This window comes from Pseudomonas sp. NMI542_15 (assembly GCF_021283425.1).
GTDB classification, from domain to species: domain Bacteria; phylum Pseudomonadota; class Gammaproteobacteria; order Pseudomonadales; family Pseudomonadaceae; genus Aquipseudomonas; species Aquipseudomonas fortuita.
Map to the genome: position 1 here is coordinate 250,057 of NZ_JAJSRO010000005.1, position 8,177 is coordinate 258,233.

Annotated in this window: 5 protein-coding genes and 1 pseudogene; all 6 read right to left on the reverse strand. The window is 60.1% G+C overall.

What is annotated here, in order from left to right:
* Positions 1 to 13: 13 nt before the first annotated feature.
* On the reverse strand, positions 14 to 877 hold the full coding sequence (locus tag LU684_RS11335; protein WP_016484325.1) for an ABC transporter permease: 864 nt from the start codon (positions 875 to 877) through the stop codon (positions 14 to 16).
* Positions 878 to 891: 14 nt separating this feature from the next.
* Complete coding sequence (locus tag LU684_RS11340) at positions 892 to 1,755, reverse strand: ABC transporter ATP-binding protein (protein WP_016484324.1); 864 nt, start codon at positions 1,753 to 1,755, stop codon at positions 892 to 894.
* Positions 1,756 to 1,761: 6 nt separating this feature from the next.
* Positions 1,762 to 2,781, reverse strand: coding sequence for an ABC transporter substrate-binding protein (locus LU684_RS11345; protein WP_060518129.1), 1,020 nt, complete (start codon positions 2,779 to 2,781; stop codon positions 1,762 to 1,764).
* 17 nt (positions 2,782 to 2,798) lie between these two features.
* Positions 2,799 to 3,698, reverse strand: coding sequence for a TauD/TfdA dioxygenase family protein (locus tag LU684_RS11350; RefSeq protein WP_016484322.1), 900 nt, complete (start codon positions 3,696 to 3,698; stop codon positions 2,799 to 2,801).
* Between the two features lie 199 nt (positions 3,699 to 3,897).
* On the reverse strand, positions 3,898 to 4,239 hold the full coding sequence (locus tag LU684_RS11355; protein ID WP_016484321.1) for a hypothetical protein: 342 nt from the start codon (positions 4,237 to 4,239) through the stop codon (positions 3,898 to 3,900).
* Between the two features lie 170 nt (positions 4,240 to 4,409).
* Positions 4,410 to 8,150, reverse strand: a pseudogene (locus LU684_RS11360) (immunoglobulin-like domain-containing protein); the annotation flags it as partial.
* Positions 8,151 to 8,177 lie beyond the last annotated feature (27 nt).

An 8,177-nucleotide genomic window follows, 5' to 3' on the forward strand; every position in this document is an offset into this window, starting at 1 on the left:
GGGCCAGTGCAGGTCAGCGCTGCATGCCCCAACGCCGCACGGTCAGCCGCTCCAGGGTGTTGAACACCAACCCTTCCACCAGCAAACCGATCAGGATCACCACGGCCAACCCGGCAAATACCTTGTCGGTATACAGCTCGTTACGGTTCTGGAAGATGTACCAGCCCAGCCCGCCTTTACCGCTGCTGGCCCCAAACACCAGCTCGGCGGCAATCAGGGTGCGCCAGGCAAAAGCCCAGCCGATCTTCAGCCCCGACAGGATTGATGGCAATGCCGCCGGCACGAGGATGTGCAGCACCAGTCGCAGCCCTTTCAGGCCATAGTTGCGACCAGCCATGCGCAGTGTTTCCGAGACGCCAAGAAAGCCCGCGTAGGTATTCAGCGCCAAGGCCCACAGCACCGAATGCACCAGCACGAAGATCAGGCTGTTGTCGCCCAGCCCGAACCACAGCAAAGCCAGCGGCAGCAGGGCAATGGCTGGTAGCGGGTTGAACATCGAGGTCAACGTGCCCAGCAGGTCCCGGCCCAGCTGGGTCGAAACTGCCAGGCTGGTCAGGCCGAAGGCCAGGACGATGCCCAGCACGTAGCCCTTGAGCAGGATCACCAGCGACACGCCAACCTTGGCCGGCAGTTCACCACTGATCATGCCGTCCCACAGCGCTGCGGCAGTTTGTACAAAGCCAGGCAATAGCAGGTCGTTGTCCTGATAGCGGGCGACGGCCTCCCACAGCACAGCGATCACCAGCAGGATAACTGCCTTGCGCAGCCAGCCTTGCTGCCACAGGCGCTGGGCCAACGGCAGTTGTCGTTCCAGAGGCACACTGAGCAGGGGCTGCAGCTGCACCTCGTATTCCTGGCGTACAGGTGTAGTGGTCATGGCTGAAGCTCCTGTCAGTAGGCAATGCGAATAGCGTTGAAGCCAATGTCGTTGGGCTTTTCCGGGGTATCTGCCTCATCAAACAGCAAGCGGTGGATACGCCGGGCACTGGCCTGGAAGTCGCTGCCACCCAGGCTCGCCAGGTCGTACTGATGGCTGTGCACTTCAGCCCGCACCCGCCCCGGGTGTGGCGAAAGCAGCAGGATACGGTTGCCGACCACCAGCGCCTCCTCGATGGAGTGGGTCACGAACAGCAGGGTAAACCGCACTTCCTCCCACAGCAGCAACAGCTCTTCCTGCATCTTGCGCCGGGTCAGCGCATCAAGGGCGGCGAACGGCTCATCCATCAACAGGATCTTTGGCTGCGTGGCCAAGGCCCGGGCAATCGCCACGCGTGCCTTCATGCCGCCCGACAAGGTATGCGGATAGGCATCGGCGAAGGCGGCCAGGCCAACCTTCTCCAGGTAATGCAGCGCCCGCTCCTCGGCATCGGCGCGCTTGAGCTGGCCCGACACCAGCAGTGGGAACATCACGTTCTGCTTCACCGTTTTCCACGGCGGCAGTTGGTCAAACTCCTGGAACACCACGATGCGGTCGGGCCCGGGGCCACGGACCGCTTCGCCCTGCAGCAGAATCTGCCCTTCCTGCGGCTGGATGAAACCGGCTACGGCTTTGAGCAAGGTGGACTTGCCGCAACCGGAGGGGCCCAGCAGCACAAAGCGGTCGGCACGGTCGACTTCGAAGCTGACCTGGTGGGTGGCCCGCACCACGCGTTGTGCGGTGCGGTATTCGAGGCTGAGGTTATCCACCTTGAGCAAAGGCGGCGTTGCGACACGGCTCAGGTTGCTGGCCGTGTGGCCTGGCAATGGGGCGGTCATGGTCGATCAGCTCCCCTGCAGCGGGCGTTCATCCTGGAAGAAGTAATCCTTCCACGATTCCGGCTTGTGCTTGATGGCGCCGACCCGATAGAGAAAATCGGCCAGCTTGTAGGTGTTCTTTGGCGTGACGGTGAATTCGTACTGCGGGTTGTCGATCAGTTTGATCAGCGCGTCGCGGTCGATCTTGGCCTTGGTCACACGGATGTAGGTGTCGGCGGCAGCGGCCTTGTCTTTCTGGGCGAAGTCTGCGGCTTCGGCCAGGGCGTCGACGAAGGCCTTGTAGGTTTTGGGGTTGTCCTTGCGGAATTTCTCGGTGGCAAACAGCAAGGTCGGCGAGTTGGGGCCGAGCAGGTCATAGCTGTTGAGCACCACGTGCACGTCTTTGTTGGCCAGCACCTGGTCCTGGAACGGTGGGTTGGAGAAATGCCCGTTCAGCTCGGTGCCGCCCGCCAGCAACGCGGCGGTAGCATCCGGGTGCGGTACGGCGAGGGTGTATTTGTCGAGGCGGTTGTATTCCTTGTCGCCCCACTGCTGGGCCGCGGCGTACTGCAGGAAGCGCGACTGCACCGAAACACCCACCGCTGGCACAGCGATGCGGTCTTTGTCGGAAATGTCAGCGATAGTCTTCACGTTGGGATTGCTGCTGACCAGGTAGTACGGGAAGTTGCCCAGCGAGGCCACCGCCTTCACGTTCTGCCGACCCTTGGTGCGGTCCCACACAGTAAGCAGGGGGCCGACACCCGCACCGGCGATGTCCACCGAGCCGGACAACAGTGCGTCGTTGATGGCCGAGCCCCCCGACAGCTGAGCCCAGTCGACCTCGATGTCGATGCCCTGCTCCTTGCCGTGCTTTTCGATCAGGTGCTGGTCACGCACCACGTTCAGCAGCAGGTAGACGATGCCGAACTGTTCGGCAATACGGATCTTGCCTTCGGCCTGGGCCACTGCGGGGGCGGCCAGGGTGCCGACGACCAGGCTCGCGCCCAGGCCGATGCTTGCCGCCAGGCGGCTGATGGATTTGCGCATGAAGATGTCCTCAGTCGTCAGAACGGGGCGTCGCCCTGGATGGTGGTGCGGTATAGCTTGCGTCGCAGGTGTGCGGGGCAGCCGGTGGCCAGGTGGATCAGCGAGCGGTTGTCCCAGAACACCAGGTCGTGGGGCTGCCATTGGTGGCGGTAGGTGTTCTGCTCCAGCACGCTCAGGGCGTATAGCTGTTGCAGCACGTCGCGGCTTTCGTCGTCTGGCAGGCCAATGATGCGGGTGGTGAACCCTTCACTGACGAACAGTGCCTTGCGGCCGTTTTCCGGGTGGGTGCGCACCACGGGGTGAATGACTTCCTGTACCTGCGCCAACTGTTCGGCGGTCAGGGTCGGGCGCCAGTTGCCTTCGAATTTGGTCTCGCCGTACCGGGCGGTGTAGGAGTGAGCAGCACTGCGCCCCTCGACTATCTTGCGCAGGGCGCCGGGTACGGCGTCCCAGGCTTTGTGCATGTCGGCGAACAACGTGTCGCCGCCTTCGCTGGGCAGTTCCTGGGCATGCAGCATGGAACCGAGGCTGGGCAACGCCTTGTATGACAGGTCGGAGTGCCAGAACTTGCCGGCATCACCCAGGCCGATGTTCTGGCCGTTTTCGATGATGTTGGAAACGATCAGGATCTCGGGATGACCTGTGAGCAGGAACTGCTTGAGCACATGAATTTGCAGCTCGCCAAAGCGGCGGCTGAAGGCTATCTGCTGTTCCGGGCTGATGCGCTGGTCGCGAAACACCAGCACATGGTGGTCGAGGTGGGCGCGATGGATACGGCCGAAATCCTCGGCGTTGACCGGTTTGGCCAGGTCCAGGCCGATGATCTCGGCGCCTACGGCACCGGAGAACGGGCGGATTTCGAAAACTTGCGGCTGGGCGCTGTCGATGGTCGACAAGGCGTTCGAGGCGGCTGACATTTATCACTCCCACGCAGTGCGCGACTTCAAGAGCGCGCAACGATCAGAAACGCACGGGGATTTCCCGTGTGGGTTCAAGTCGTGCGGCGCATCGATTGGTCGACGGGTACGCAGTGGATGTGACTATAAAGTCATAAGTGCGATATTTTAAATACCTTTAAAGAATAACCATATCACGGTCGCCGGGGCTGCCCAGCTGTCAGATCAGCCCGCCCTGCTCTTCTTCGTCGATCAGGTTGTTAAGGCTGCTGAGCGCCTTGCGCGCGGTGGAGCGGTTGAGCAGCTTGGCCTGGGCGCCGGCGGGCAAGTCGGTGATCTTGAACACGCCCTTGGCGGTCAGCACGTCGATGAGGTCCTCGAGCACGCGGATCATGTCCAGGTCGCTTTGCTTGAGCTGGTTGAGGCTGTTTTCCACGACGTCATCGGCAAACCATTCCTGGATATCGGCATGGTCGGCGGGGAGCATTTCGGTGAACTGGTCAAAAGCGGCTGCTTCTACCCGCAGCAACTGGCCGGTGGCGTCGCGTTGCACGTAGAACATGGCGGTGTCCCTCGTCACGTTGGTTCCTTGTTGGTAGACAGCAGCATAGGCAAAGATCGCCAGGCGCGCAGGCCCGGCGCCAGAGTATGCGCTGTCAGCAGATTGCGGGAAAGACCCGTGTGGAAGCGGCCTTGTGTCGCGAAAGGGCCGCAAAGCGGCCCTCCAGCGCATCAGCTGTCTTTGTTGTGGATGATGATGGTCGGGTCAGCACCGCTGATCAACGAGTTGATCGTGGTGTTGGACCAGTTCACCCCTTCCAGCTTGATGGTCACGTCGGCGTTGGCGATACCACCTGCGGCGTTGAGCTTGCCTTCGCTGCTGACTTGCAACGTGGTAGTGCCTTCCACCGTGGTGAGTTTCAGGTAGTTGTCGATCGTGCTGCCCTTCTCACCTTGCAGCAGATCGCTCAGGTCGATCTTGTCTTTCTCGCCTACCTTGAAGTCCTTGATCACGTCGTTGCCGTAATCACCCGCCTTCCACACGAAGGTGTCGGCACCGCTGCCACCGATCAGGATATCGTCGCCGTGGCCACCGATCAGGGTGTCATTGCCAGTACCGCCCAGCAGGATGTCGTTACCCCGGCCACCATCGAGCGTGTCGTTACCACCTTGGCCGAAGAGGATGTCGTTGCCGTTGCCGCCGGACAAGAAGTCCTTGCCATCGTTGGCACCGGAGATATCGAACTCGGTGTAGTGCTCGGTGATGTACTGGTGCACGTTGCTGGTGGTAACAGCACTGGCTTCGACACCGCTCTTCTGCGCAACGTAAGTCTGCAGGGCCTGATACCCCTCGCTGACGACACCATTGAGGGTGATCAGGTCACCGAAGATGATGTCGTTGCCGTTGCCGCCATCGATGCTGTCTGCACCTGGCAGCGTTGCCTCGGTATGCCCAAGGATTGCGCTGGCCAGATTGGAAGGATCGATATTAGTCTGCGGCTTGCCGGCACTGTCATAGGGCTTCAGGTCGGAGAGGCTGACATCATCGTTCAGTCCAATCGCCTGCACCTTGCTCAAGCCTTGCAAGGTGGTGCTGCCGCCCAGCAGCGTGAAGCTATCAGTCGTATTGGATGCTGAATCGGACCAGTTCGAGCTAGTCCCCCTACCTGTGCCACCCAGGCTGGAGAACTCATATGTGCCGTCCCCTTGGGCATGAATGGTCCCCACAGTCTCTGTGGAAGTTACACCCCAGCTGCCCCACCAGTTGTAGCCATACGTCGATACCTTGACAACGCCAGCACTGCTGATGTCGACCTTGTGAGTCGAATCGGCCCATTCACTGAACGTGCCCCCAGCTTTGTAGTTATTGACATTGACTACTTCGTCAAGCGTTTTGCCACCAGTCCACAGGCGTTTATCGGTTACTTCATTTCGCTGGTAATAGGTCGGCTTACCGTCGGTGATGAAGTACGTCAGGTTCTCTGCACCGGTATTGCTGATCGCAACTGTGCTCTTGAAGAAGTTGGCCGTGGTCTTGAAGGCATCTTCGTAGTTGGTGCCACCACCATCATCCCCGCCTTGCATCGACTTCAGGACCGCTTGCAGGTCATTCAAGGCGTTAAGATCGGCCAGGTTCACAGCAACGTTCTTGTTGACCTGCGTGTCGAAGTCGACAAGGAAGATGTTGACCGTACCCGAGGTGTCCGAGCCCAGGCTGGCTTTCAAGGTGGCAAACACAGACGCCAGCTGGGCCTTGGCTGCGGCAATAGACGCATCGGTCATGCTGCCGGAGCTGTCGACGATGAACGCAATATTGTAGTTCTTGCCCGCCACCACGTTCAGGCCCGACACGTCGGCGACGATGATGTCGTTGCCTTCGCTGCCGGTCAGTGTGTCATTGCCCGAAGTACCCACGCTGGCCTTGTAGGTTGCGCCGTACACCGTCACCGGGATGTTGCCGGTGGTGATGGCCGAACCGCCCAGGCTTTCGGTGGCAGTCGAGGTGACCGTGATGTCGAACGAGCCTTTGTAGTAGGTCGGTGGGGTGAGGGTAAGGCCGCTGAGTTTCCAGCCGGTCACATCCACCGGTGCGCTGCCTACTGTGACCGTGTGGCCTGCACCATCGCTGAGTACAGTGCCTTTCGGAATGCCGCTGAGGCTAACGTTCAGGGTTTCGGAACCGTCGGTGTCGGTCAGGGCAGTATTAATACCAACCAGTTTCACCGAGCCACCTTCCGGCCCTTCGTTCAGTTTGTAGCCGTCGTAGTAGCTCTGACCATTCACGGTGTGCAGATCGGACACGCCCAAGCCGGCGTTGGCCATCTCGGTCACGTTCTGATACATCTTGATGTTCGAGCTGCTCAGGTCAGTGACCGCACCCGAGCCTACCTGGATGTTCAGGTCATAGCTGCCTGGACCAGACTGGTTGGCATGGTAGACCTCGATCGGGTAGTAGCCGCTGGTGTTCGGGGTGAAGGTACCCGAAACCTGGCCACCGGCACCCCAGGTGGCCGTGACCACCGTCTTGCCACCAATGGTGACCACGAAGCTGTCGTCGGCGGTACCGCTGAAGGTGTAGGTCTTGCCGGCTTCCAGGTAGATCAGGCCCGACGTTTTCGAACCGGTGCCAGCAGTGACGCTGCCATCGGACTGCACGTTGGTAGTGGTGCTGCTGGAGTTGGCATTGCCAGAGTTGGCAAATACCGTCTTCAGGTCCTCACCGGTAATGCCATTGCCGCCAGTACCGAGGCCTTTGAGGCTGGTCCAGACTTCTTTGGTCAGGCCTTTGGAGTCGATATCGGCGCTGCCGAAGCTGAGCGTCGGTTTGTCGGCTACCGGGCTGATGTCGACCTTCATGGTCACTTCTGTGCCCAGGTTGGTGCCATCGTTCGGCTTGTACTTGAACTGTGCGTAGTCAGCCTTCTGGTTACCCACGCCATTGCCACCGTAGTTATCCGAGCCCGACTGGTTGAGAAGCGGAACGAATTTCAGGTTCTTGGCAATGATGTCAGCCTGGCTCACCACCTGGCCAACGGTCACATTCACCCAGGCAGTACCGTTGAAGAACTGCAGGTTGCCGGCACCAGGGATCGAAGTAATGGTCACGGACAGACCGGTGTTGCCATCGGCATCGGTGACTTTGAAATCACTCCAGGCGAACACGTAGTCGGTGTCTTCCACGCCAAACACCGCGCCACCAGGTGAAACCGGCAGGTTGTCGTTGTCGAGGATGGTGGTAGTCACGCTCGATTTACTGCTATCAACCTGCAGGTTCTCGAAGTTGCCACCGGTGGCAGTTTCGATCTTCACCACGAAGTTCTCGGTACCTTCGACCAGCTTGTCGTCGATGGTAGCGATGTTGAACGTGGTGCCTGTGCTGTTGGCCGGGATCTTCACGGTGGTGACACCGGTGAAGTCCTCACCGTTTTTGGCGGTGCCGCTGTAGCTGAGGGTGATCGTGACTTCGGCCTTGGAGGCGTGGGTCAGGGTCAGCGTGTAAGCGCCAGTTTCGCCTTCGGTGAGCGAAGTGGTGCCGGTAATACTGACCTTGGCAATATCACCTTGGCCACTTGGCTCGTCACTTACCGTGGTGCTGACGGAGTTGGTACCTGCCACAAGGTTTTCGAAGACCTTGTCGCCAGCGACAGCAATGCCGGTGATCGACTTGGTAATGGTGTCCTGACCGCCCGTATAAACATCATCCGGGGCATTGATGCTGACAGTGCCAGTCGCCGAGCCCGGGTTGATGGTGACCTGAGTGCCACCGGTCAGGGTGACGGTCACACCACCGTGGCCAGTCACCGGCAGCTTGGTGTCTTCGCTGATCAGGGTCACGGTGTAGGTGATCTTGCCACCTTCGACTACAGCGGTGTTGTCCACCGACAGGACAGCGGTGACTTTGCTGATGGTGTCGGTGACCTGAACGGTCGCCGGGGTACCGATCTGCAGGTTCTCCAGCGGCGCACCGGTGACGGTGGCCTTGTCGATGCTGACGGTGAT

Coding starts and splice junctions, on each gene's coding strand:
- LU684_RS11335 (WP_016484325.1), bottom strand. CDS start 877: ATGACCACTACACCTGTACGCCAGGAATACGAGGTGCAGCTGCAGCCC.
- LU684_RS11340 (WP_016484324.1), bottom strand. CDS start 1,755: ATGACCGCCCCATTGCCAGGCCACACGGCCAGCAACCTGAGCCGTGTC.
- LU684_RS11345 (WP_060518129.1), bottom strand. CDS start 2,781: ATGCGCAAATCCATCAGCCGCCTGGCGGCAAGCATCGGCCTGGGCGCG.
- LU684_RS11350 (WP_016484322.1), bottom strand. CDS start 3,698: ATGTCAGCCGCCTCGAACGCCTTGTCGACCATCGACAGCGCCCAGCCG.
- LU684_RS11355 (WP_016484321.1), bottom strand. CDS start 4,239: ATGTTCTACGTGCAACGCGACGCCACCGGCCAGTTGCTGCGGGTAGAA.